Source organism: Sinorhizobium sp. RAC02 (genome assembly GCF_001713395.1).
Taxonomy (GTDB): domain Bacteria; phylum Pseudomonadota; class Alphaproteobacteria; order Rhizobiales; family Rhizobiaceae; genus Shinella.
In genome coordinates this window covers 3459313-3483219 of sequence record NZ_CP016450.1, presented here as the reverse complement: position 1 = coordinate 3483219, position 23907 = coordinate 3459313, and the positions used below count along the sequence as shown (strand labels likewise).

Sequence of the window (23907 nt, the reverse complement as noted above, 5' to 3'; positions counted from 1 at the left end):
GTCGCGCGGGGGAGTTCGCGGCTGACGACGCGCTGCTGCCGCACGTCCTGCGTAAACCCGCAACGACCATCGAGGCGCTTTTGTCAGCGTGAGGCCGGTAAATCGACCCTGTCGCGGCTCCTCCCGCGAAGACATGTAAAGCATGCTTGACACGCCAACTATCCATATCTATGTAAAGCAAACTTTACAGGAGATAATCATGAAGCGGTATCGTTACATCGTGGAGTTTGGCGCGGGCATGGCTGCCTATGCGGTCGTTCTCAGCATCTCCGTCCTTTTCGTCAATCAGCTGGAAGGCTTTTGGAAAACGGCCCTGTCGCTCGCGCCCATGGTGCCGGCGCTTGCCGTTGCCGTGTCTATCATGCGGCAGATCCGCCGCATCGATGAACTGCAGCGGCAGATCCAGCTGGAGGCCCTGTCCCTGGCCTTCGGCGGAACCGCGCTGATTTCATTCAGCTACGGCTTTCTGGAGAATGCGGGCTACCCGAAACTCTCGATGTTCGTCGTCTGGCCGCTGATGGCAATCTTGTGGATCATCGGCGGCCTGATCAGCCATCGCCGGTTCCGATGAAAAACCGGATCAGGCAGCTGCGCAGCGACCGGGGCTGGTCTCAGGGTGAACTGGCCGCCCGCCTCGACGTCTCGCGGCAGACGGTCAATGCGATCGAGAACGAGCGCTACGATCCGAGCCTTCCGCTGGCTTTCCTGATAGCCGGCGTCTTCGGTTTGCCGATCGAGCAGATTTTCGAGCCGTAGTCGGTCGTTTATCGTAGCGCCACATGCCTTGGGCATTGAAAGGCAAGGCCCGCTGTTGCCGCACGGAGGCTAAAAGTGCCGAGGGACTTTGGCCTCCAATAGCCGAATGAGGGCGGGATCCATGAAGTCGTAGTCGTCCGGAATGTGCAGGCAGATCAGCCGTTTACCCTTGAGCGCGGCGCGGTATTTGCCCTGCACCTTGTTGCGGTGCGCTTTCTCCATCACGAAGACGATATCGGCCCATTCAATCTGCTCTGCCGAAAGCGGATTCTCCGCATCATTGTTCGTGCCGGCCGACGCGGTTTCGATATTCGGCCAGCTCGCGAACACCTGCTCGGCCGTCGGACTGCGAAGCTTGTTCTGGCTGCACACAAACAAGACGTTTTTCACCGCTTCCTCTTATGTTGTCCGCCACGCTGGCGACCATACACCGCCTCACATTGAAATAGCCGAAGCAATCCAACGACAGGCCGTGCTTTCCGTTTGCCTCGACGAGGGTAACCGCTCTTCAAAACATTCAACAGTTTAATATTTCCTAGATGGTTGACTTCAATCCGCGCAAGCGGACACCAGAACGGATGAGCCGGGGTAGGCGGGCATCGTAAGTCGTTTTTTGGATTATTTTGCGGAAACGAATACACATGGATTGCAGGGTCATTGGCCTCTTGTTGGCGGTCTTTTTCTTTTCGACTTCCTGTGACAACCAAAATCCGCCGATACCGGATGTCGATTTTCTATCGAGGGACGCACACTTTTCGATCGCCGATGAGACGGTTGTTTTACCCTTCGTAGCGCTTAGCGGCGCTTCTGTTCGGGACGCTAATTTTCAAGCAGCTTTTGATAAGGCTTCGTCTTCGGACGACGCGAGAAAGCAACTTGTAAAACAAGCAAATGATCCCGAAAGACCAGTTTCAGCGCGTTCATTACGGATGTCTATTGCCCTTTATGGCTCCTACAACGAGATGTCGATCTCGCGGAAAATCTGCCCGTTGCTAAGTCGCATGTGGGCAAGGCAGCTTTGCACCGGATTAAGATCAGAGGAACTCGCTGATCTTCCAGGAAGCTTCGAGCTAATGGATATCCGCGAGATCAGCATGCTGAAATCTCATACCACTGTCGGGCGTGAGCGGGTTTTTGATCAGATAGTCTCTATGCAACTGACAAAAGCGGGTTTGGTGCAAACGGTATGTGATCGCGACCCTTCGTCAAAGTTCTGCTCGGCGGCAGTGGTTCTCGACGATCATCTCCTTGCCCACTGGACGGTTTGGTCAGGAGATGAGACGGCGGAGCATATGGCCAATCGCCAAGGAATCGCAATCGTTAGGTTCATTGATCGGCACCTCCGCTATTAAGATCGGTGCGTCTCTACGATCGCCAAAACCAAGCGCCAAATCCATTGATCCGATTCAACATTTCGCCCCCACCGCACCAATCCCGTCCACCCCTTGTGGTGAACAAACCCTGAATCCACCCGAGTCAGCGATTCGTCGCCGTTTCGTTCCGCTCCCGTTCCATAAGCCGGCAAACGACCCGGAAAAACACGCAGTTTCGCCTTCCCCCTTGCCATCGCGGCCCCCGATGGGCATCTGTTGCCTGCCGGATGCGTCCGGCTGATGTTGAAACAACCGGTATGTGACTTGTCGCAAGCACCCATGATCTTGAGCGGCCGCGGGGTCACCGCGGTGCTCGGCCCGACCAATACGGGCAAGACCCACTACGCAATCGAGCGCATGGTGGCACACGAGACGGGCATTATCGGCCTGCCTCTGCGCCTCCTGGCGCGCGAGGTCTATACGCGTGTGGTCGAGAAGGTCGGGCAGCACAATGTGGCGCTCGTCACCGGCGAGGAGAAGATCACGCCGCATATGGCGCGCTTTTCGGTCTGCACGGTGGAGGCCATGCCGCGCGAGACGCGCGCCTCCTTCGTCGCCATCGACGAGGTGCAGCTCGCTGGCGATCTCGAGCGCGGCCACATCTTCACCGACCGCGTGCTGCACTTGAGGGGCCGCGACGAGACGCTGCTGCTTGGTGCGGCCACCATGAAGCCGATCCTCGAGCAGTTGCTGCCCGGCATCCACGTCATCGAACGGCCGCGCCTCTCCCAGCTCTTTTATGCCGGCTCGAAGAAAATCACCCGCCTGCCGCAGCGCACCGCCATCGTCGCGTTTTCCGCCGACGAGGTCTATGCGATCGCCGAGCTGATCCGCCGCCAGCGCGGCGGGGCGGCGGTGGTGCTCGGCGCGCTGAGCCCGCGCACCCGCAACGCCCAGGTCGCGCTCTATCAGGAAGGCGACGTCGAGTATCTCGTCGCCACCGACGCCATCGGCATGGGGCTCAATCTCGACGTCGACCATGTCGCCTTCGCGCAGGACCGGAAATTCGACGGCTACCAGTTCCGCAATCTGAACCCCGCCGAACTCGCCCAGATCGCCGGCCGCGCCGGCCGGCACCTGCGGGACGGCACCTTCGGCATCACGAGCCGGGTCGATCCCTTCGACGACGAACTGGTCAAGCGCATCGAGACGCACCAGTTCGATCCCGTCAAAGTGCTGCAATGGCGCACCACGCGCTTCGACTATTCGTCGCTCGTGACGCTGCGCAAATCGCTCGACGCAGCACCGCCGATCGCCGGCCTGACGCGGGCGCTGCCGGCCGTCGACCAGCAGGCGCTCGAACATCTTTCGCGCTATCCGGATGTCCGCGACCTCGCGACGACGCCGGAGCGCGTGCAGAAACTGTGGGAGGCCTGCGCGCTTCCCGACTACCGCCGCATCACCCCCGCCCAGCACGCCGACCTGATTTCGACGCTCTATGCGGACCTCGTAAAGCGCGGTACGGTTAACGAAGATTTCATGGCGGATCAGGTCCGGCGGGCCGACAGAACCGACGGTGAAATCGACACGCTTTCGGCGCGAATCGCGCAGATACGGACGTGGACCTATGTGTCGAATCGGCCCGGATGGCTTGCCGATCCGACACACTGGCAGGAAAAGACGCGGGAAATCGAAGACCGATTGTCCGATGCGCTACATGAACGGTTGACGAAACGCTTTGTTGATCGCAGGACATCTGTGCTCATGAAGCGCCTGAGAGAGAATGCGATGTTGGAAGCTGAAATCAGTGTGAATGGCGATGTCTTCGTAGAAGGACATCATGTCGGGCAGTTGGCCGGTTTCCGGTTCACGCTCGTCTCCGGAACGGAAGGACCCGATGCGAAGGCCGTACAGGCTGCCGCGCATAAGGCGCTTGCGCTGGAGTTCGAGGCTCGTGCCGCGCGCCTGCATGCCGCTGGCAATGCCGACCTCGCGCTCGGTTCCGATGGCACGGTGCGCTGGCTCGGCGATCCCGTCGCGCGTCTCGCCCCCTCCGACCATATCATGCGTCCGCGCGTCATCCTGCTCTCCGACGAGCAGTTGACCGGCAATGCGCGTGACCACGTCGCCGCCCGCATCGAGCGCTACGTCAACCATCACATCGCGACCGTGCTGAAGCCGCTCGACGATCTTTCGCGCGCGGAAGACCTTCAGGGCCTCGCCAAGGGCCTCGCCTTCCAGCTCGTCGAAAATCTCGGCGTGCTGTTCCGTCGCGACGTTGCGGATGATGTGAAAGCGCTCGACCAGGATGCCCGCGCCTCCATGCGCAAGCACGGCATCCGCTTCGGCGCCTACCACATCTTCATGCCGGCCCTCCTGAAGCCGGCGCCGGCCGAACTCATCACCCTGCTCTGGGCGCTGAAGAACGACGGCATCGACAAGCCGGGTTACGGCGACCTCATTCCGGTGCTGGCCGCCGGCCGCACCTCTGTTGTCACCGATCCGACCTATGAGCGCGCCTTCTACAAGCTCGCCGGCTTCCGCTTCCTCGGCAAGCGCGCCGTGCGCATCGACATTCTCGAGCGCCTCGCCGATCTCATCCGCCCGCTGCTGCAGTGGAAGCCGGGCACGCCGCGTCCGGAAGGCGCCTATGATGGCCGCCGCTTCACGGCGACGACCGCCATGCTGTCCATCCTGGGCGCCACGCCGGACGATATGGAAGAGATCCTGAAGGGTCTCGGCTATCGTGCCGACAGCGTGAAGCCCGAGGAGGCCGCCGCCTTCCTCGCCGCGCAGGCGCCCGCAGCTGTTGCTGCCGCCGAACCGGCAGATGCGACCGCCGAAACGGCTGAAGCAACCAGCGAGACGACGGACGAACACGACGCCGACGCGTCGGATGCCGACAGCGAAGCACCGGCTGCAGCCGCGACGGCCGAGCAGGCGCCGGCTGCCGAGCCCGAGGCCGCCGTAGAAACGCCCGTCGCAGCGGACGCTGCCGTCGAAGGCGAACCGGTCGAAGTCAAGCCGGTTCTGCTCTGGCGTCCGGGCTCGCGCCACGACAACAACCAGCGCCAGGGCAATCGCCATGGCGGCGAGCGTCAGGGTGATCGTAACAACGGCGAACGCCAGGGCCAGGGCGAACGCCGCGGCGGCGATCGCAATCGCAACCAGCCGACCGGTGAGCGGGGCGAGCGCCAGGGCGACCGTCGCGACGGCGGCCGTGGCCGTCCGGACCAGAACAAGGGCCGCGACGGAAAGCCGCAGGGGGGCAACCGCCCGGATCGCGGCGAGCGCAACGATCGCGCGGCCAAGCCGCAGCAGGCGAAATTCGAGGCCCGGCCACCCCGCAAGGAAAAGCCGATCGACCCGGATTCACCCTTCGCCAAGCTGGCAGCGCTCAAGGAGCAGATGAAGAAGTAAGCGATGGCGCAACACGAAGAACAGCCGGCAGGTCAGGCGCGACAGCGCATCGACAAGTGGCTGTTCTTCGCGCGCCTGCGCAAGTCGCGCTCGCTGGCCGCGAAATCCGTCGAGGCCGGCGATGTCAGCGTCAACGGCATCAAGGTCCGCCAGCCTTCCCATGCCCTGCGTCCCGGCGATGTCGTCGCGCTCTCGCTCGATCGGCACGACATGATCGTCAAGGTGCTTCTGCCCGGCGAGCGCCGCGGCCCCTATGAGGAAGCCCGCCACCTCTACAGCGACATGACGCCGCCCCCGCCGCCGCGCGAGGAACGCTCGCTCTACGACCAGGCAACGCGCGAGCGCGGCGCCGGCCGCCCGACCAAGCGGGAACGCCGGGAAACCGACCGCCTGCATGGTTTTTCCGGCAAAGACGAGGATTAGAATTCTATACCTCGCATGCGCCCGGCGACGCATGTATTACGCTTGCAAAGCGCCCCCAAAGCCTTTACCTCAGCCTCCGGACCGCCTGCGCGTGCGCGGCATTCCCGTCCGGCAGGCCGATCACGTGACAGGTTCTGCGGTGGCGGACGGCTCCGCCGCCTTATGACTACTCTGGAGTGACTCATGACGTATGTCGTGACCGACAACTGCATCCGCTGCAAATACATGGACTGCGTCGAAGTCTGCCCTGTCGACTGCTTCTACGAGGGTGAGAATTTTCTCGTCATCCATCCCGACGAGTGCATCGACTGCGGCGTCTGCGAGCCCGAATGTCCTGCGGAAGCGATCAAGCCGGACACCGAACCAGGCCTCGACAAGTGGTTGAAGATCAATACCGAGTTCGCCTCGATCTGGCCGAACGTCACGGTCAAGCGCGATGCCATGCCGGAAGCCAAGGAAATGGACGGCGTCGAGGGCAAGTACGAGCAGTTCTTCTCGCCGAACCCCGGCCAGGGCGACTGAGACATCCGGTCGCCGGAACGAATTTGCCTGCCGCCCAACACAGTGCGGGAAAACAACAGGTTGGCGCGGTAGCGCATCGGACGCCGACCTTCAAAACCTCACCGGCCCGCGCAAGCCGCCGAGTGAACCTGGGGAAAAAAGCATGCTCCCGCGAAAAAGCGATAGGGCAGGCTTGATGACCCATGCGAAGCAAATTATTGATTTCGGCACTTTTTTGTGGTAGGGTCTGAATACTGATCCACATCGCGGCATTTCGCATGCCCGAACACCACCACGAAAGCAAACGATCCCTCAACGTCGCTCACCTCCCATAGGCAACCTCGGTTGCTCACATGTGATCGCGTCGCTAGGGGACCTTTTTGCGTCGGCGGACGGACCAGAATGGTGACACCCCCCAGGGTGCCCCCGTCTTTCCCGGGTCCCCGGACCCACCCGGCATCGCCGGGAGCGTAACAGGGAGTATTTGAACAGAATGACGACCCAGCAGAAGAAATCTTCCACGCGCCATGGCTTCAAGACCGGTGAATCGATCGTTTATCCCGCTCACGGCGTCGGTCAGATCGTCGCCATCGACGAGCAGGAAGTCGCCGGCATGAAGCTTGAGCTTTTTGTCATCGATTTCGAAAAGGACAAGATGCGTCTCAAGGTGCCGGTTGCCAAGGCCGTTTCCATCGGCATGCGCAAGCTGTCGGAGACCGATTTCGTCGAACGCGCTCTGAAGGTTGTCCAGGGCAAGGCCCGTGTGAAGCGCACCATGTGGTCGCGCCGCGCGCAGGAATATGATGCCAAGATCAATTCCGGCGACCTGATCTCGATCGCCGAGGTGGTTCGCGATCTGTACCGTGCCGAAAACCAGCCGGAACAGTCCTATTCCGAGCGTCAGCTCTATGAAGCCGCCCTCGACCGCATGGCTCGCGAAATCGCAGCCGTCAACAAGATGTCGGAAACCGAAGCCGTTCGTCTCGTCGAGACCAACCTGAGCAAGGGTCCGAAGCGCGGCAAGGCCATCGAAGAAGACGACTCCCAGGACGAAGCGGCCTGATTTAGGGCGCGCCTTCCAAATTTAAAGCCCGGCTGGCAACAGCCGGGCTTTTTCTTTGGAACTTTTCTGCCGCAGGGCCGTTTGCAACCCCGAGGACGACCGGCTTCGGGCGGCCGCGGCGTGAGGTCATCACTTTTTTTCCCGGAATCGGTGTTTCGGGCGAACCGTCGGTCTTTCTGAAACGTCATCATCAAGCAGGGTGCAAGGCGAATGCCTGAAACGGGCGTCCTTGCATCGGTTCGGTTCACGTGGAGAGACCCCATGGCTACGACGACCGCAGACCGCCGCATGATCAAGCTTGCAATGTCGGCTCCCTATCTCGAGCGGGAGGAAGAGCAGGCCCTCGCCCACGCCTGGAAGGACAACAAGGATCAGGAAGCCCGCAACCGCATCGCCATGGCGCATATGCGGCTTGTCGTTTCGATGGCCGGCAAGTTCCGCAACTTCGGCCTTCCGCTCGGCGATCTCGTTCAGGAAGGCTACATCGGCCTCTTGGAAGCCGCCGCCCGCTTCGAGCCGGAGCGCCAGGTGCGCTTTTCCACCTATGCCAGCTGGTGGATCCGCGCCTCGATCCAGGATTATGTGCTGCGCAACTGGTCCATCGTGCGCGGCGGCACAAGCTCCGCCCAGAAAGCGCTGTTCTTCAATCTGCGGCGCCTGCGCGCCCGCCTCGCGCGCGGCGACACCTATCTGACGGCGGAAGCCATGCACCAGGAGATCGCCGCGGCCCTCGGCGTCAGCACGGCCGACGTGCGCACCATGGATGCCCGCCTCTCCTCCTCCGACCTGTCGCTTCAGGCGCCGATTTCCTCGGCCGAGGGCGAAAGCTCCAGCCGCCTTGACTTCCTGACCAGCGACGCCCCCCTGCCGGACGAGCAGGCCGAAGGCAGCATCGACGGCGAACGGCGTCACCATTGGCTGCACGCAGCACTCGGCCAGCTCAACGAGCGCGAGATGAAGATCATCCGCGCCCGCCGCCTTGCGGAAAATGGCGCGACGCTCGAAGAGCTCGGCGTTCTTCTCGGCATTTCCAAGGAGCGGGTCCGCCAGATCGAGAACCGCGCGCTGGAAAAGCTGAAAGCCGTGCTGGTGAGCAAGACGACGGATTTCGCCTACGCGTGAGACGCCATGCCGGTGGATCCTCGGGTCTAATCCGGGGATCCATGGTCTCGGCGCGCCTCAAACGAGGCGCCACTCAAATCACTCGCTGATGATCTTGAACTTTTCGCCCGGCCGCACCGTGCTGGTCGCCGTCATCGCGTTGATCAGCCGGAAAAGATCGACCTTCCTGTCCGTGCCCATCATGCGTGCGGCAAGCGATCCCACGGTATCGCCGGCGCGCGCGGCAATGACGCGGATACGCAACGGCTTGAGCGAGGCGACTTCGGCCGGCGTCAGCTTGCGGAACGATCCCTTGAGGGTCGCGGCCGTCGGTTCCAGTGCCTTGGAGCCCGCCGGCACCGCCGTCAGGAAGCGGTAGATCTGCTTGTCGATGCGCACGACCGTAACGTCGAACTCCCAGCGGTCGGCCGCCGCCTTGGCGGTGGCACCCTCCAGCCCGTTGATCATGATGGGCTGGATCGTCTCGGGCCGGAGGCCGGTCACCCAGCCGCTCGAAATATAGTTGACCAGGTCCTGTCCGCGGCTGTCGGCCACGCCGTCGAAGCGGATCGCCACGTCGCCGGGACCGGTCGCCAGAACCGCCTCGGCCTTGTTGTCGATCTGGAAGCCGACAGGCACGTCGAAGCGGATGCCGAGCTTGCCGTGCAGGAAGGTCTGGCCGCGCACATAGCCTTCTTCCGGCGCATCGCCGTAGAGCAGACCGTCGATGCCGGCGAGGTAATAGTCGCGGCCACGGTCGCCCACCGTGCCTTCCGCCCCGAAGGCCCGTGCATGCAGCCGCGCCAGTTCCACGCGCTGCGGCGCGTTCGGATGGCTCGACAGGAAGTCGAGGCTCTGGTCGGAATCGGGGTCGACCGCCGTGAAGCGGGCATAGGCCGCCATGGAATCGAGGAAACGCGCCGCCGCATACGGGTCGTAACCCGCCTCGCCCAGCATGCGCACGCCGATGACGTCGGCCTGGAGTTCCTGGTTGCGCGAGAAGGCGGCGAGGCGCATTTTCCCGCGCGCCAGCGCCTGCTTGCCGGCAATGTTGCTGGAGAGCACTTCCGCCACCACGCGGCTCGCGATGACTTCCGCCTCTTCCTTCTTCTGTCGCTCGATGCCGTGATTGGCGGTGACGTGCGCCATTTCGTGCGACAGCACGGCCGCCACTTCCGATGCATCATTGGCAAGCGCCAGCAGGCCGCGCGTCACGTAGAGATAACCGCCCGGCAGCGCAAAGGCGTTGATCGCCGGTGAATTCAGGATGGTGATGCGATAGGACTGGTTCGGGTTTTCCGAAACGAGCGTCAGTGCGCCGGCAATGCGCGCGACAAGCCGCTCGGTTTTGGCGTCCTTGTACTCGCCGCCATAGCTCGCAACGATGCGCGGATGCTCGCGTGCACCCATCTGGGCGCGCGGATCGTTCTTCTGCACCTCGTCGACGATCTGCGGATTGGACGATGGCGAGATCGTTGGCTCGTAGGTCTGCTCGATGATCGACTGGCAGCCGGAAAGCAGCATGCCGGCAAGCAGCAGCCCCGCGATGGGTCTGAAAACCCCGCGTCCGGATACCACTGCAGTGTCCTGCATTGCTTTCGCCATTTCTCTTGCCCACAGCCATGACGGAGCCCTCGCCCGAACAGCAACCCTGCGGTGCAGCTCGAACGCGGATCCTCGCGTCCTCGAATAGAGGAGATAGACGCACCATACCCGGCCGGCAACCTCCGATTCGACAAACGCTTCCCTTGTGGCTCCGGTGACACAGGGGGGCGACCAAATTGTGGCACCGCGCGAGGGCGAAAACCCGCCCTTCCCGCTAAATCGCGGAATGACCGAGGAATTTTGCAACCCCTGGCGGTTCCCGCCGCGATAGGAAGTCGCGCGCCGCCTCGTCGAGCACGATCGCACCGTCCTCGAGAAACAGCACCCGGTCGGCCAGCCGGCGGATATCGTCCGGCTGGTGGGTGATGAACAGCATCGTGCTCTTCGTCTCGGCACGAAGCTCTAGAAGCAGCTTTGCCATGTCGGCCCGCATGGCCGGATCGAGTGCTGCAAACGGCTCGTCGAGCAGCAGGATCGGCCGGCGCCGCACCAGCGCGCGGGCGAGCGCCACGCGCTGCCGCTCGCCGCCGGAGAGCGAGCCGGGCAGGCGTCGCTCGAAACCACCGAGGCCGACGCGTGAAAGCGCCGAGAAAACGCTCTGCCGCGCCGCCGTATCGAGCCGCAGCCCCGGATGGATGCCAAGCCCGACATTGTCGGCAATCGTTAGATGCGCGAAGAGATTGTTGTCCTGGAAGATGATGGAGACGGGCCGCTCCGCCGGTTCGCGCGCCGCCATATCCTCGCCAAGAAGCGACACCGTCCCCGCCGCCGGCGCCTGGAAACCGGCGATCACGTTGAACAGCGTCGATTTCCCCGCCCCCGACGGCCCCGCCACGGCAACCGCTTCGCCCGCGGCAATGGCGCAATCGAAGGTCAGCCGTTTCTCATCGAAGCGCACGGTGACATCGGTCAGGCGAACGGCAATATCAGGCATCGCTGGAGGGTCTTTCCGTTGGACGCTCCGCCGCCGTCGAGGGCAGCGTCAGAGCCAGGCATATCAGGCCGAGGATCAGCGCGATGCCCGCCGCATCCGCCGTGCGATAGCTCGCCATGCGCGAGAACAGCAGCCAGGGCAGCGTGACAAAACCTTCGGCACCGAAGATGGCGACGGCCCCGAGATCGCCGAGCGACAGCGCCATGGCAAAGGCAAAGGCCGTCAGGAACGGTTTCTTGAGTGCCGGCCAGTCGATCCATAGCAGGCGATGCATCCCTGTGACGCCGAGGCTGAGCGCAAGCCGTGCCGTGCGGGCAAGATGCGTGCGATAGGCCGGCTCCAGCACGCGCACCACGAAGGGCAGCGCCATCAGCGCATTGATGACGGTGATGACGGCAGGCGCGAACCGCCCCGTCTCGCCGAACAGCCGGAGCACCAGAAACCAGCCCGTCGCGACGACGACCGGCGGCACGAGCAGGATGAGCGAACCGACCGCCGGCAGCGCGCGGCCCATCGCCCGCGTTGCGGCACCCGCACCGCCCGCTTCCGCAAGCCGCGGCACGAGCACGACCGGCAAGGCGATCGCGAGGCTGAGGCTCGCGGAAGCAAAGGAGATCGCAAGGCTGGTGAGCAGCGCCCGATGCAGCAGCGGATCAAGCGCCAGCCGGCCGAAATCCGCCGCCAGCCCCGCCGCAAGGGTCGCGGCGAGCGGCGCGGCGGTGAACAGCGTGAAGACGAGGATGACGACCCCATCGGCAAGGCGCCGCCGGCGCCCGTCGAAACGGCGGATGGCGCGGCCGGCCGTCGCACCTTCCTCCGGGGGACGCGCGAACAGCGACAGGAGCCAGAGCAGCGCCGCCGTCACGGCGATCTGCAGGAAGGCCAGAAGCACGGCGCGCTGCGGATCGAAATCGAAGCGCAGCGCCTGGTAGATCGCCACCTCGATCGTCGTCGCCGCCGGCCCGCCGCCGAGCGTCAGCACGATGGTGAAACTCGTTGCGCAAAGCATGAAGACGAGCCCGGCAATGCCCGGCAAGACGCGCCGGATCACCGGCCATTCGATCAGCCGGAAGACAGCACCGCCGCCCATGCCGAGATTGGCCGACGACAGCCAGTATTCCGGCGGAATGCGGTCGAGCGCCGCCAGCAGGAAGCGGGCGGCGAGCGGCAGGTTGAAGAAGACATGGGCAATCAGGATGCCGGCGAGCCCGTAGACGCTGACCGGGTTCTGCAAACCACCGAGCCGCAGCAGATCATTGACCACACCCTGCCGCCCCCAGACCTCGATAATGCCAAGCGCAGCCACCAGCGCCGGCAGCCCGAGCGGCACGACGGAGAGGCGGATGATCCACACCCGCTCCCGAAAATCCCGCTGTCGCGCCAGCGCGCGGGCGACGGGAATGGCAAGCAGGAGGGAAAGCCCGGTCGAAAGTGTCGCCTGCATCAGGGTAAACTGCGCCACGCGCCAGATATAGGCGTCGAACAGCGGCGTATCGCCGCCGCCGGCATGCGCCAGCAGCATCACCGTCGCCACGCCGACGAAAGCAAGCACGCCGCCGAGGGCAAGGCCCCCGGCGACGCGCAATGTCTTTCGTTCAGCGCGTGCGAAGATCACGTTACTTGGCGCTCATCGCGGCCAGCCATTCGTCGATCCAGGCCTTGCGGTTCGCCGCCACCTCGTCCGATGCCATCAGGAAGGTCTTTTCCGGTTTGACCAGTGCGTCGAAGGCGGCCGGCAGCGGATCCTTCGTCTTGGCGGCCGGCATCATCCAGTTGGTTTCCGGGATGATCGACTGGAAGTCAGGTCCGGTCATGAAGGTCAGGAACTGCTTTGCCAGGTCCTTGTCGTCGGAGGTGCGCGTCAGGCCGGCCACCTCGATCTGCACATAATGCCCTTCGGAGAAGGCGGCCGCCTTGTAGCGCTCCGACTTTTCCGCGATCACATGGTAGGCCGGCGAGGTCGTGTAGGACAGCACCATCGGCGCCTCGCCCTTGGTGAACAGGCCGTACGCTTCCGACCAGCCGGGCGTCACCGTCAAGACGCGGTTCTTGAGCGTGCCCCAGGCCTCGCCCGCCTTGTCGCCATAGACCGACTTCACCCAGAGCAGCAGGCCGAGCCCCGGCGTCGAGGTGCGCGGGTCCTCGATGACGATCTTCTGCGACGGATCGCCCTCGACCAGTTCCTTCAGGCTCGTCGGCGGATTTTTCACCGTTTCGGTGTCGTAGATCACGGCGAAATGGCCGTAGTCATAGGGCAGGAACGTATCGTCGGAAAAACCGCCCGGCACCGTCAGCCCCTCGGGCGTCAGGCCGTGCGCCTCGAAAAGCCCGGTCGCCTTCGCCTCGGTAATAAGGTTGGTGTCGAGGCCGAGCACCACGTCGGCCTTCGTGCCCTCGCCTTCCAGCTTCAGGCGCGTCAACAGCTCGACGCCGTCGGCCACGCCGACCCATTCGACCGTGCAGCCGCAGGTCTTTTCGAAGGCTTCCTTGACCTTCGGGCCGGGGCCCCATTCGGAAACGAAGCTTTCATAGGTGTAGATCGTTAGCGTCTTGTCCTGCGCGAAGGCGGGAAAAGCGATGGAAACGGCAAGTGCCGCAATCGAGGACAATACAATCTTGCGCATCCGCGCCTCCTAGTCTGTTCACAAACGGGAATAGGGCGCTGGAATGTGCCGTCTAATCCCTCCGCCGGTACGAGCCGGATCAGGTTCTTCGGGTTGGCGAAACCGCCTCTCAGCCCATGGATCGAAACCCACAAGCACCCCGTTAGAGCAGGAAAAGGCATAATCCCGCTTGTGACAGTGCGCAAGGGGTTGTGCGGGCAAGCACCCTCCGGTCGATGCAAAACGGCACGGCCCCGGCCTGTTCCATGCGGAACAGCGCGGGGCGGGGCGATGTGGGAAAGTCCAATTACCGGATGAGAGAGGCTCATCCCCCGGAACTCAGGAGAGACCCATGCGCAAGTTCATCGTTTCCGCCACCGTTGCCCTCGTTGCAGCCGTTTCCTTCGCCGCCCCCTCGCAGGCCGGCTACTACAGCTACGGCCACAAGCCGCACTGCTTCATCAAGAAAGTGAAGTCCTACGATTACTACGGCAACGTCATCATCAAGAAGATCAAGGTCTGCAAATAAACCACCCGCCCCCTGACCTCCCCAAAAGCCCGGATGTCCCTGCATCCGGGTTTTTGCTTTCTGGGTGTTATCGGCCAGAGCCAGCAGTACGAAAGGAAGCCGTCATCTTCAAAAAAAAGTCCCCACATTTTCCCCACCCCGCAAATCCATGCCTACAATCCTCTCATCCCGCCGAAGGATACGCTGCCAGGCGTGGCAGTCAGGCGGGATCGGCGCTTTCGGTGCGGGAAGGACGTGAACCTTCACCGGAAGGGCCTGCGGAAAATGGTCTCCCTCCGGCGATCCGGGGGAAACGACGGGGGCGCCGGGCCGGGCCTGCCGTTTCTCCTGATAAATTCGACGGGCGTGCCTGTGGGGCACACAAAGGGATCGGGTTTGGCGCCGGGTGACGTCCGCGGGGTTTACCCCGGTTCGTCCGGCGCGATGGAAGACGGTGCCGACCGGCAGCCATGGCTGCGGCGCCGTAAGTCTGAGGGCGTGCATGGCGCTTTCCCTGCGGAAAGGCACGCCACCGTTCCCATAGACCCATCCTCCCAGAGAGACCGAGTCGCAGGCAAAAACCGCTGAACGGGGCGCTGCAAGGTGCCACATAAACTCACTCATACGAGGCAGCTTCCAGCGCCCCGTCCGATGCTTCCTCACAAAACCACGGGCGGAAACGCCGCGTGGATATGCCTGCTGGCTCGGAAGAGCCGGGCAAAACGCCAAAATCTTTCCCTTTCCCGGAAACATGCGCTAAGGGCATCAGCCATGACCTTGCCGGCACCGACAGACCAGACCTTCGTCGTCCTCCTCGGAGGCGCGCTCCAGCCGACGCCGCGGCTTGCGGCGGACGTTGCGGGTGCGCGTGTCGTGGCGGCCGATGGCGGCATGCGGCATGCGAAAACCCTTGGCGTCACGCCGGAAATCTGGGTCGGCGATTTCGATTCCACGCCGCCGGACTTGCTGGCCGCCTGGCCGGACATCGAGCGCCAGCCCTATCCCGTCGCCAAGAACGAGACCGACGGCGCCATCGCCGTCTCCGCCGCCACCGAGCGCGGCGCAAAAAACATCGTGCTGGCCGGCGCACTCGGCGGCGAACGCAGCGACCATGCCCTGATGCACCTCCTCCACGCCGTATCGCTGGAAGAGCAGGGCTTTTCGATAAAACTCACCTCCGGCGAGGAAGAGGCCTGGCCGCTCCTGCCAGGCAGCCGCGAAATCGACCTGCCGAAGGGCAGCCTGTTTTCCGTTCTCGGCCTCTCGCCGCTTGCAGGCCTCGATATCGGCAACGTGCGCTATCCGCTGACGAATTTCTCGCTGCCCTTCGGGGCATCCCGCACCATCTCCAATGTCGCGGAAGGCGCAATCCGTCTTTCGCTCGCCTCCGGCCGCGCGATCCTGATCGCCCGGCCCTATGACCTTTCAGGAGCCTGACCCTTGGCACCGCCCATCCTCAAACTCGACGACATCTTCCTGAGCTTCGGCGGCACGCCGCTGCTGGCCGGCGCGAGCCTGCAGGTGGAGCCCGGTGACCGCATCTGCCTTGTCGGCCGCAACGGCTCGGGCAAGTCGACGCTGATGAAGATCGCCGCCGGCCTTGCCGAGGCGCAATCCGGCGAGGTGTTCCGCCACCCGTCCGCCACCATCCGCTACCTGCATCAGGCGCCGGATTTCGACGGCTACGACACGGTGGCCGCCTATGCGGAATCAGGCCTTGGCCCGAGCGACGATCCCTACCGCGTCACCTACCTGCTCGAACATCTCGGCCTCAACGGCACCGAGGACCCGAAGTCGCTGTCGGGCGGCGAGGCGCGCCGGGCGGCGCTCGCCCGCGTCATGGCGCCGGAGCCGGATATTCTTCTGCTCGACGAGCCGACCAACCATCTGGATCTCCCAACCATCGAATGGCTGGAAGGCGAGCTGCAATCGACGCGCTCGGCCCTCGTCGTCATCTCGCACGACCGTCGTTTCCTCGAAAAGGTCTCGAACGCCACCGTCTGGCTTGATCGCGGCCAGTCGCGCCGGCTCAACCGCGGCTTCGGTCACTTCGAAGCCTGGCGCGACGAGGTGCTGGAGGCCGAAGAGCTGGAACAGCACAAGCTCGGCAAGGCGATCGAACGCGAGGAACACTGGCTACGCTACGGCGTGACGGCGCGACGCAAGCGCAACATGCGCCGCCTCGGCGCACTGCATGATCTGCGCTCGCGCTACCGCGGCCACAAGGGCCCGCAGGGCAGCGTGCAGGCCAGCGCCTCCGACGCGCAAGAGTCCGGCAAGCTGGTCATCGAGGCGGACAAGATTACCAAGGCCTATGGGGAGCGCACCATCGTCGCGCCCTTCTCGATCCGCGTGCACCGTGGCGACTGCATCGGCCTCGTCGGCCCGAACGGTGCCGGCAAGACCACCCTGCTCAAGATGCTGACCGGGCAGCTCGAGCCGGACAGCGGCACGGTGAAGCTCGGCACCAACCTGGAGATCGCGACCCTCGACCAGCGCCGCGAGGACCTGAACCTCGACGACACGCTCGCCCATTACCTGACCGACGGCCGCGGCGAGACGCTCATCGTCAACGGCGAGCAGCGCCACGTCACCGGCTACATGAAGGAATTCCTGTTCCAGCCCGAACAGTCCCGCACGCCGATCCGCAACCTGTCCGGCGGCGAGCGCGCGCGGTTGATGCTGGCCCGCATCCTGTCGCGGCCGACCAACCTCTTGATCCTCGACGAACCGACCAACGACCTCGACATCGAGACGCTGGACCTGTTGCAGGAGATCGTCGCGGGTTTTGCCGGCACCGTGCTGCTCGTCAGCCATGACCGCGACTTCCTCGACCGCACCGTCACCTCGACCATCGCGCCCGCCGATCCGGAAAACCCCGACGGCCGCTGGATCGAATATGCCGGCGGCTATTCCGACATGATGGCGCAGCGCCGCGGCGCAATCGAGGAGAAGCGCAAGGCGGACAAGGCCGAGAAGGCGAAAGCCGCCGAGACAGCCACGGCCGCGTCGCCCGACAGCAAGGCCAAGGCAAAACTCTCCTACAAGCAGAAATTCGCGCTCGAAAACCTGCCGAAGGAGATGGCGAAGACGGAAAAGGAGATCGCCGCCCGCGAGGCAAAGATGGCCGATCCCGCCCTCTTCACCAAGGACCCGGCAACCTTCAACAAGCTTGCCGCCGAGATGGAAAAGCTGCGCGAGCAGCTCACCAAGATGGAAGAGGAATGGCTCGAGCTGGAAATGCTGCGGGAAGAGCTGGAAGGCTGAGACGGCCGCTGAGAACGTCGCCCAACCTCTCCTTCGTCATGCTCGGGCTTGACCCGAGCATCCACCGACCGCAGCCGCGGCATGGATCCTCGGCTCAGGGCCGAGGATGACGTTGCGAGTGGACCGGGATGGGGAAAACGGACGCGAGACCACCTGTTCCATCCGAAACAGCTTAAATTCCTCCGATATGGGAAAGTCTGATCACTGGATGAGAGGAGCTCATTCTGTAACCCGAAAGAGATCAGGAGAGTCCCATGCGCAAGTTCATTATCTCTGCAGTTGTCGCCGTCGTCGCTGCTGTTTCCTTCGCTGCCCCGTCCGAGGCCGGCTACTACGGCTACGGTCACAAGAGCTACGGTTACAACAGCTATGGCTACGGCCATCACGGCTACAAGCACTACCGCGTCAAGCGCCACTATGGTCACTACGGCCATCGCTGGGGCGGCCACTGGGGCGGCAAGGTCTATTACAAGAAGCGCCACTACAGCTACTACTAAGTTCTCGACGCTTTGAACGGTCAAGGCCCGGATGCTTGCTGCATCCGGGCCTTGACCGTTCCCGGCGATGGATTGATTCGCAAGGAAACTAGCGCTATCTAAAACGCTCGTGGTGATTTGGCCGGCCGGCTTGCAGCCACGTTAAACAAGTTGCTAAAGGGCCGCGCGAGGAAGACCCTTACGTGGACCGGTTGCGACATCGTTGCGGCCGGTTTTTGTTTTGGATCGAGTTGAGACATGCCCATCAAGATTCCCGATACGCTCCCCGCCTTCGAAACCCTCGTTCACGAGGGTGTGCGGGTGATGACCGAAACGGTGGCGATCCGGCAGGATATCCGCCCGTTGCAGATCGGGCTGCTCAACCTCATGCCGAACAAGATCAAGACGGAAGTGCAGATGGCGCGCCTCGTCGGCGCCTCGCCGCTGCAGGTGGAACTGTCGCTGGTGCGCGTCGGCGGCCACCGCGCGAAAAACACCTCGGAAGACCACCTGCTTGCCTTCTACGACACGTGGGAAGAGGTGCGTCACCGCAAGTTCGACGGCTTCATCATCACCGGCGCGCCGGTGGAAATCCTCGATTACGAGGACGTCACCTATTGGGACGAGATGAAGGAGATCCTCGACTGGACGCAGACCAACGTGCATTCGACGCTGAACGTCTGCTGGGGCGGCATGGCGGCGATCTACCATTTCCACGGCGTGCCGAAGCACACGCTGGAGGAAAAGGCATTCGGCGTCTACCGCCACCACAACCGCAAACCGTCGTCGGTCTTCCTCAACGGCTTCTCCGATAATTTCGAGGTCCCCGTCTCGCGCTGGACGGAAATCCGTGCGGAAGATATCCGCGCCGTACCAGGGCTTGATATACTGCTGGAATCGGACGAGACGGGGGTGTGCCTGGTGCAGGACAAGGCGAAGAATCTCTACATCTTCAACCATGTCGAATATGATTCGACATCCCTCGCCGACGAGTATTTCCGCGATGTTTCGGCCGGCGTGCCGATCAAGTTGCCGAAGAACTACTTCCCGCACAACGATCCGTCGCTGCCACCACAGAACCGCTGGCGTGGCCATGCACACCTGCTTTTCGGCAACTGGATCAACGAAATCTATCAAACCACGAGTTATGATCTGGAAAAGATCAGAACAGGAGCCTGACCATGAGCCGTGTCGTCATTCGCCCTTTGCATGCAGACGATGAAGGCGAATGGCGCCGCCTGTGGACCGCCTATCTCGCCTTCTACGAGACGATCCTGCCCGAGGAGATTTTTGCCACCACCTTCGCCCGGCTGACGGGCGAAGTGGCGGACGGCGAGTTCCGCGGCCTCCTCGCCACGCTCGACGGCAAGCCGGTCGGCCTCGCCCACTACCTGTTCCATCGCTCCTGCTGGACGATCGGCAATGTCTGCTATTTGCAGGATCTCTATGCCGACCCGGAGGTTCGCGGCTCCGGTATCGGGCGCGCGCTGATCGAAGGGGTCTATGCCAAGGCGAAGGAGGCGGGCTCGCCGGAGGTCTACTGGATGACGCAGGAGTTCAACGCCACCGCGCGCCAGCTCTACGACCGCATCGCCGACAAGACGCCCTTCATCATCTACCAGAAGACCTTCTAAGGGCCGATTCTCGAAAAGTATGACTTTTCGGTTGCGGGCCGGAAGGAATTGCAGCAGTTTGCCGCCCGCAATTGGGATCGGCGAGGAGACGCGAGCGTGGGTGCAGGGAATGAAATTTTCGGTCGCCTTGAGTCTGGCGAGACGGTCGAGCGCATCACGATCACCGGCGGCGGGTTGACCGCCCAGGTGCTGACCTGGGGCGCCGTCATCCAGGACCTCAGGCTCACGGGACATGACGCGCCGCTGGTGCTGGGCTTCGAAGATCTCCCCTCCTACCTCGCCCACTCTCCCTATTTCGGCGCGACGCCGGGGCGCTGCGCCAACCGCATCGGCGGCGGCCGGTTTGCAGTCGACGGCACCGAGTACCAGCTCGAATGCAACGAACGCGGCGTCTCGCACCTGCATGGCGGCAGCGACGGCATCGGTCGGCAGAACTGGCATATCGCCGATCACGGCAGCGACTTCGTCACCCTGACGCTGGCCGACCCCGCCGGCCGCGCCGGTTATCCCGGCACCTGCGCCATCACCTGCACCTATCGCCTGCCGGGCGATGGCGTGCTCTCCGTCGCCTACCAGGCGACGACGGATGCGCCCACACCGGTCAACCTCTGCCAGCACAGCTATTTCATCCTCGACGACACGGCCGACGCCCTCGGCCACGAGATCCGCCTCAGGGCCGAACATTATCTGCCGGTCGACGAGAACCTCATTCCGACCGGCGAAATCCGCTCCGTCGCGGGAACGCCGTTCGATCTCCGCGACTGGACGCCGCTCCGCCGGCAGACCGAAGAGGCTGGCGTCGCCTTCGACCACAATTTCTGCCTCTCGCCGGAGCGTCAGCAAAAGCGCACGGTCGCCGAGGTTCGCAGCCCCCTGTCCGGCATCTCGCTGGAGGTGCTGACCACGGAGCCGGGCGTACAGCTCTACACCGGCGCGAAGGTCGGCCCGCCGGTCCCAGGGCTCGATGGTCGCCGCTACGGAGCCTTTGCCGGCTTCTGCCTGGAAACGCAGGTCTGGCCGGATGCCGTCAATCACGCCGGCTTCCCGAATGCCATTCTCCGACCCGGCGAAACGCTGCGGCAGGAGACGGACTACGTCTTCCGCAAGGGGTGAGACCCTCGGGGTGCTGCGGCGCAACAAATTAGAAACCTTTCTATTAGACAAACGATGCCAGATTGACCCGGAATGTTCCCGGGTTGTTTGGGATGGAACGCGCCAGGACAGCGTCGGTCGCCCTTAGGGACGCTATCCATGAAAATTTCGGATCTCTCGATTTCCCGGAAAGTCGGCCTGCTCGTGCTTTTGATGGGCCTTGCCGCCGGCACCATCGCCACCGTCGGCAGCCGCGGGTTGACCTCGCTGGGTGCCGCCCTTTCGGATACCGGCGGACGTGAGGAAGTGGCCCGCGAGGCCATGGACCTGCGCATCGACGTCATCGCCATCAGCCGCATGACCTACCAGCTCGCAATCGCCCCGGAAAAAGCGGCCGATTTCGCCGCCGAGACGGAAAAGCGCGCCGCGGAAATGCTCGACCGCTTGCCGAAGATCGCCTCTACGGCCGATGCCAACGAACAGAAGCTGCTCGACGGCGTTCGCGCGGCACTGACACCGTACTTCGAAGACATCCGCGCCATGGTGGCCGTCGCCGGCTCGGACAAGGGCCAGGACCGCGCTGCCGTTCTCGCTGCCCTCGACAAGGCGCTGGAAGGCCAGAAGGCCGTCACCGCCGCGCTGAAGGAATACACAACCTACTCCGCCAACACGCTGTCGGAATCGCGCGCCGTCGCAATCTCCCGCTCGACGACGACGCAGATCCTGCTGCTGGTGACCGCCTTCGTCTGCATCGTCGCCGGCATGCTGTTCAGCATGCTCTTCGCTCGTAACGGCATCGTGCGTCCGATCCAGCTGCTCACTGGCGTCATGTCCAACCTCGCCGCCGGCAAGCTCGACGACACGATCCCCTGCACCGAGCGCAAGGACGAGATCGGCGCCATGGCGCGCACGCTCGACGTGTTCCGCGCCAACGAGATGCAGATGCGCGAAATGGAGACGCAGGAAGCTGCCCTCCAGGCGCAAAGCAAGGACCTGCAAACGAACATCAGCACCATTGTCGCGGCCGCTGCCGCCGGCGATTTCTCGCGCCGCATCACCAAGGCCTATGAGGACGAAGACCTTCGCCGTTTCGCAACGGGCGTCAATGATCTGGTGATCAATGTCGACCGCGGCGTCAGCGAAGTGCGCCGCGTGATCGCCTCGCTCTCGCATGCCGACCTGACGCAGGAAATGGCCGGCCACTTCCAGGGCGATTTCGCCGAGCTTCAGGCCAACGTCAACGGCGCCATGCTGACGCTGCGCAGCACGATGACCGGCATCCTCACCACCGCCGGCACTATATCCGGCAATTCCCGCGAGCTTTCCGCCGCGGCAAACCAGCTTGCCCACCGCACGGAGCAGCAGGCGGCTTCGCTTGAGGAAACGGCGGCTGCCCTAGAGGAAATCACCACCACGGTCAAAACCTCGACAAGCCGCGCGCTCGAAGCCTCGGAAATCGTGCGCGAAGCCAAGGACAGCGCCGACAAGTCCGGCGACATCGTCCAGAACGCCATCAGCGCCATGGGCCGCATCGAGCAGTCGTCGCAGAAGATCAGCCAGATCATCTCTGTCATCGACGAGATCGCTTTCCAGACCAACCTCCTGGCACTGAATGCCGGTGTGGAAGCGGCGCGTGCCGGCGAAGCCGGTCGCGGTTTCGCCGTCGTCGCCCAGGAAGTGCGCGAACTCGCCCAGCGCTCCGCCAATGCCGCCAAGGAGATCAAGACGCTGATCAACGCCTCGGCCGGCGAAGTGAAGGGTGGTGTCTCGCTGGTTCTTTCGACCGGCGACGTGCTCTCCGAGATCAAGGATCTGGTAAACCGCGTCAACGACCACGTCGTCTCGATCACGCGTGCGGCCCAGGAACAGTCCGCAGCGCTTGGCGAGATCAACACGGCCGTCAACCAGATGGACCAGATGACCCAGCAGAACGCCGCGATGGTGGAGGAAACCACCGCCGCAAGCCAGGTGCTCGCCAGCGAGGCCGCCCAGCTCCAGACCGCGCTGTCGCAGTTCCATATCGACACAGGACGCGGCAACGCCGTCTACCAGCGCCGCGCCGCCTGACGCCCTCTACAAACACGCCAAAGACCAGCGACCGGACAACCGGTCGCTGGTCTTTCTCATTCAGCAACCCTCGGCTCAGAACGAACCCTTGAGGCTACGCTGAAGCGCATCGACGATGAGGCGTTTCAGCTCCGCATGGATATCCGCCCGCGACCGGCTACCCGTTTCGTCGCAGATCGGATCGATCTCGCCGACCGATTTCAGGAAGTCACCAGCGCCGTCCTTGCACTCCGGCAGGAAGCTGAAATGCACGGCTTCCGTGACCGTCGCATAGCTTGCCTGCGGCACCAGCGCCGCCAGCTTGTCGGCGATCACCGCTTCGGGAATTGCGCCCGGGCCGCCGAGATTGATGAAGCTCAACGGAATGTCGATCGCCTTGAGACTGTCATCGACATAGGCCTGCGCCAGCCCGGGATCCACCAGCACGGCGGCACGGATGCGCGGGTCGTGGTTCGACTGTTCGAAACGGGCCTTGTCGAGCTTGCGCAGGTCGACCTTATCCACGTCGACGGGCATCTCGTCGACATAGCCACGCCCGCCGGCAAACCAGGCGCAATCCCACTTGTCATAGCTGTCGCAATAGCGGGCATAGGCTTCGAGATCGGCCCGCGCGCCGGCAATTTCCAGCGCGGTCGAACCGCCGAGCGAGAAGCCGACGACGCCAATCCGCGCCGGATCGATCGCAGAACTCCAGGTCGGATCGGTCGAGAAGCGGTCGATCACCGCAGAAAGATCGGCCGTGCGCTCCCAGATGAGGGGCGTTGCCGCAGGCGTGGAATCCCCACTCGTCGTGCCGGGATGGTTGGGGCCGACCACCACGAACCCCGTTTCGGCGAGTTTCGTCGCCAGCCAGCCCATGGTTTCGACGCGCGCACCGGAGCCGTGCGACAGCAGCACGAGCGGAAAGCGGCCCGTGGCGATCGCCGCATCGCGCGTGGCGGGCTCTCCTTTGAAAATCCTGTTGTCGCCGACCAGGCCTGGCGTTCCGCCGTCAGCGGCGGGGTACCAGACGGTGACCTCAATATCGCGGCCACGTTCCGGCGCGGCAACGCCGAAGGTGCGAACGCCGACCTCGGCGGCATGGACGGATGTGATGGATGCACCCGCCATGAGAAGGACGGAAAACATGCGAAAGGGAAACATG

At 63.5% G+C, this 23907-nt stretch carries 22 protein-coding genes and 2 riboswitches; of the genes, 16 read left to right on the top strand and 6 right to left on the bottom strand.

What is annotated here, in order from left to right; translation table 11 throughout:
• Positions 1-142 precede the first annotated feature (142 nt).
• The gene (locus BSY16_RS16700) at positions 143-571 is read left to right on the top strand and encodes a hypothetical protein (protein WP_286157148.1); all 429 of its coding nucleotides are present in this window, start codon (positions 143-145) and stop codon (positions 569-571) included.
• The gene (locus tag BSY16_RS16695) at positions 568-756 is read left to right on the top strand and encodes a helix-turn-helix transcriptional regulator (protein ID WP_069060707.1); all 189 of its coding nucleotides are present in this window, start codon (positions 568-570) and stop codon (positions 754-756) included. Before BSY16_RS16700 ends, BSY16_RS16695 begins: the two co-directional genes overlap by 4 nt.
• A 69-nt stretch (positions 757-825) precedes the next feature.
• Here BSY16_RS16695 and BSY16_RS16690 read toward each other — a convergent pair whose 3' ends face one another.
• Positions 826-1146, bottom strand: a complete 321-nt coding sequence (locus BSY16_RS16690; RefSeq protein ID WP_069060706.1) for a low molecular weight protein tyrosine phosphatase family protein — start codon at positions 1144-1146, stop codon at positions 826-828.
• Positions 1147-1397: 251 nt separating this feature from the next.
• Here BSY16_RS16690 and BSY16_RS16685 point away from each other — a divergent pair, with 251 nt between their 5' ends.
• The 6 genes from BSY16_RS16685 to BSY16_RS16660 all read left to right on the top strand — a co-directional run bounded on the left by BSY16_RS16685 (position 1398) and on the right by BSY16_RS16660 (position 8598).
• The gene (locus BSY16_RS16685; protein ID WP_069060705.1) at positions 1398-2108 is read left to right on the top strand and encodes a hypothetical protein; all 711 of its coding nucleotides are present in this window, start codon (positions 1398-1400) and stop codon (positions 2106-2108) included.
• Between the two features lie 300 nt (positions 2109-2408).
• Complete coding sequence (locus BSY16_RS16680) at positions 2409-5489, top strand: helicase-related protein (RefSeq protein ID WP_069060704.1); 3081 nt, start codon at positions 2409-2411, stop codon at positions 5487-5489.
• Positions 5490-5492: 3 nt separating this feature from the next.
• Entirely contained in the window at positions 5493-5912 is a 420-nt protein-coding gene (locus BSY16_RS16675) for an RNA-binding S4 domain-containing protein (protein ID WP_069060703.1), read from the top strand.
• A gap of 183 nt (positions 5913-6095) precedes the next feature.
• Complete coding sequence (fdxA, locus tag BSY16_RS16670) at positions 6096-6434, top strand: ferredoxin FdxA (protein ID WP_069060702.1); 339 nt, start codon at positions 6096-6098, stop codon at positions 6432-6434.
• A gap of 472 nt (positions 6435-6906) precedes the next feature.
• Positions 6907-7476 (top strand): CarD family transcriptional regulator, encoded by a 570-nt coding sequence (locus BSY16_RS16665; protein ID WP_069060701.1) that lies wholly within the window; start codon positions 6907-6909, stop codon positions 7474-7476.
• A 261-nt stretch (positions 7477-7737) separates the two neighbouring features.
• Positions 7738-8598 (top strand): RNA polymerase factor sigma-32, encoded by an 861-nt coding sequence (locus tag BSY16_RS16660; RefSeq protein ID WP_069060700.1) that lies wholly within the window; start codon positions 7738-7740, stop codon positions 8596-8598.
• Positions 8599-8676: 78 nt separating this feature from the next.
• On the opposite strand, the gene BSY16_RS16655 is transcribed toward BSY16_RS16660, so the two are convergent.
• The 4 genes from BSY16_RS16655 to thiB form a co-directional block, all read right to left on the bottom strand.
• The gene (locus tag BSY16_RS16655; protein ID WP_150129981.1) at positions 8677-10170 is read right to left on the bottom strand and encodes a M48 family metalloprotease; all 1494 of its coding nucleotides are present in this window, start codon (positions 10168-10170) and stop codon (positions 8677-8679) included.
• Between the two features lie 226 nt (positions 10171-10396).
• Positions 10397-11116 (bottom strand): thiamine ABC transporter ATP-binding protein, encoded by a 720-nt coding sequence (thiQ, locus tag BSY16_RS16650; RefSeq protein ID WP_069060698.1) that lies wholly within the window; start codon positions 11114-11116, stop codon positions 10397-10399.
• Positions 11109-12728, bottom strand: a complete 1620-nt coding sequence (gene thiP, locus BSY16_RS16645) for a thiamine/thiamine pyrophosphate ABC transporter permease (protein WP_083243009.1) — start codon at positions 12726-12728, stop codon at positions 11109-11111. Before thiP ends, thiQ begins: the two co-directional genes overlap by 8 nt.
• A gap of 4 nt (positions 12729-12732) precedes the next feature.
• The gene (gene thiB, locus BSY16_RS16640) at positions 12733-13740 is read right to left on the bottom strand and encodes a thiamine ABC transporter substrate binding subunit (protein WP_069060697.1); all 1008 of its coding nucleotides are present in this window, start codon (positions 13738-13740) and stop codon (positions 12733-12735) included.
• Positions 13741-13779: 39 nt separating this feature from the next.
• Positions 13780-13892: riboswitch (TPP riboswitch) on the bottom strand.
• Between the two features lie 179 nt (positions 13893-14071).
• Here thiB and BSY16_RS32465 point away from each other — a divergent pair.
• From BSY16_RS32465 to BSY16_RS16605, 8 genes are all read left to right on the top strand, one after another.
• Positions 14072-14248, top strand: a complete 177-nt coding sequence (locus BSY16_RS32465) for a hypothetical protein (protein WP_171902424.1) — start codon at positions 14072-14074, stop codon at positions 14246-14248.
• Positions 14249-14998: 750 nt separating this feature from the next.
• The gene (locus BSY16_RS16635) at positions 14999-15664 is read left to right on the top strand and encodes a thiamine diphosphokinase (RefSeq protein ID WP_069060696.1); all 666 of its coding nucleotides are present in this window, start codon (positions 14999-15001) and stop codon (positions 15662-15664) included.
• 3 nt (positions 15665-15667) lie between these two features.
• Entirely contained in the window at positions 15668-17494 is a 1827-nt protein-coding gene (locus tag BSY16_RS16630; RefSeq protein WP_069060695.1) for an ABC-F family ATP-binding cassette domain-containing protein, read from the top strand.
• A 254-nt stretch (positions 17495-17748) separates the two neighbouring features.
• On the top strand, positions 17749-17991 hold the full coding sequence (locus tag BSY16_RS16625) for a hypothetical protein (RefSeq protein ID WP_069060694.1): 243 nt from the start codon (positions 17749-17751) through the stop codon (positions 17989-17991).
• 99 nt (positions 17992-18090) lie between these two features.
• Positions 18091-18168, top strand: a riboswitch (SAM riboswitch).
• Between the two features lie 60 nt (positions 18169-18228).
• Positions 18229-19149, top strand: coding sequence for a homoserine O-acetyltransferase MetA (gene metA / locus BSY16_RS16620; protein WP_069060693.1), 921 nt, complete (start codon positions 18229-18231; stop codon positions 19147-19149).
• Positions 19150-19151: 2 nt separating this feature from the next.
• Positions 19152-19604 carry a GNAT family N-acetyltransferase gene (locus BSY16_RS16615; RefSeq protein WP_069060692.1) on the top strand — a complete coding sequence of 151 codons (453 nt, stop codon included), beginning with the start codon at positions 19152-19154 and terminating at the stop codon, positions 19602-19604.
• Positions 19605-19700: 96 nt separating this feature from the next.
• Positions 19701-20717, top strand: coding sequence for an aldose epimerase family protein (locus tag BSY16_RS16610; RefSeq protein ID WP_069060691.1), 1017 nt, complete (start codon positions 19701-19703; stop codon positions 20715-20717).
• Between the two features lie 138 nt (positions 20718-20855).
• Positions 20856-22763, top strand: coding sequence for a methyl-accepting chemotaxis protein (locus BSY16_RS16605; protein ID WP_069060690.1), 1908 nt, complete (start codon positions 20856-20858; stop codon positions 22761-22763).
• Between the two features lie 75 nt (positions 22764-22838).
• On the opposite strand, the gene BSY16_RS16600 is transcribed toward BSY16_RS16605, so the two are convergent.
• Entirely contained in the window at positions 22839-23906 is a 1068-nt protein-coding gene (locus tag BSY16_RS16600) for an alpha/beta hydrolase family protein (protein WP_069060689.1), read from the bottom strand.
• Position 23907 lies beyond the last annotated feature (1 nt).